The sequence below is a fragment of the Ochrobactrum sp. SFR4 genome, assembly GCF_019730395.1.
Classification (GTDB): domain Bacteria; phylum Pseudomonadota; class Alphaproteobacteria; order Rhizobiales; family Rhizobiaceae; genus Pseudochrobactrum.
On the sequence record NZ_JAAPBB010001483.1, the window covers coordinates 1 to 230 of the forward strand.

General features: G+C 50.4%; 1 protein-coding gene. It reads right to left on the reverse strand.

Features of this window, described 5'->3' with window-relative positions:
* The coding region (locus HBA93_RS23955; RefSeq protein ID WP_221724870.1) for a 2-keto-3-deoxygluconate permease at positions 1-230 on the reverse strand (230 nt) is incomplete at both ends.

Sequence of the window (230 nt, forward strand, 5' to 3'; positions counted from 1 at the left end):
GCCCGATGGAGCCACCAATAAAAGCTTTGCCGAGCAAAATGGCCGCGCCTTTTTGCAACGTAGCAGATGTTTGGCGAAAATCGATTTGTGCGCCCATGCAGAAGAAGAACAGGCCGAGCAATGCACCTGTACCATCGCGAAAAAGCGCAGTGGTAAAGCTGCCGACATTCAGCACTTCCGGCCAGAAAGTATTGATTGTTGCGCCTAAAAACAGCGGCACAATCATCAAT